We start from the raw sequence: 772 nt of genomic DNA on the forward strand, positions 1-772 counted from the left end.
GCTGGAGCCGTCCTTGAAATACCACCCTTGTATGTTTGATGTTCTAACGCAGGGCCCTGAATCGGGCTCGCGGACAGTGCCTGGTGGGTAGTTTGACTGGGGCGGTCTCCTCCCAAAGAGTAACGGAGGAGCACGAAGGTTGGCTAATCCTGGTCGGACATCAGGAGGTTAGTGCAATGGCATAAGCCAGCTTAACTGCGAGACGGACAGGTCGAGCAGGTACGAAAGTAGGTCATAGTGATCCGGTGGTTCTGAATGGAAGGGCCATCGCTCAACGGATAAAAGGTACTCCGGGGATAACAGGCTGATACCGCCCAAGAGTTCATATCGACGGCGGTGTTTGGCACCTCGATGTCGGCTCATCACATCCTGGGGCTGAAGTCGGTCCCAAGGGTATGGCTGTTCGCCATTTAAAGTGGTACGCGAGCTGGGTTCAGAACGTCGTGAGACAGTTCGGTCCCTATCTGCCGTGGGCGTTGGATGATTGAAGGGAGTTGCTCCTAGTACGAGAGGACCGGAGTGAACGAACCTCTGGTGTTCGGGTTGTCACGCCAGTGGCACTGCCCGGTAGCTAAGTTCGGAATCGATAACCGCTGAAAGCATCTAAGCGGGAAGCGAGCCCTGAGATGAGTCATCCCTGACCCCTTGAGGGTCCTAAAGGGCCGTTGGAGACCACAACGTTGATAGGTGGGGTGTGTAAGCGCGGCGACGTGTTGAGCTAACCCATACTAATTACCCGTGAGGCTTAACCATACAACACCCAAGAAGTGTT

General features: G+C 54.9%; 1 rRNA gene. It reads left to right on the forward strand.

Annotation, left to right across the window (positions count from 1 at the left end):
• A 23S ribosomal RNA gene (locus tag MM194_RS21740) occupies positions 1–753 on the forward strand; the annotation flags it as partial.
• Positions 754–772 lie beyond the last annotated feature (19 nt).

Source organism: Aeromonas sp. MR16 (assembly GCF_022549315.1).
Taxonomy (GTDB): Bacteria; Pseudomonadota; Gammaproteobacteria; order Enterobacterales; family Aeromonadaceae; genus Aeromonas; species Aeromonas aquatica.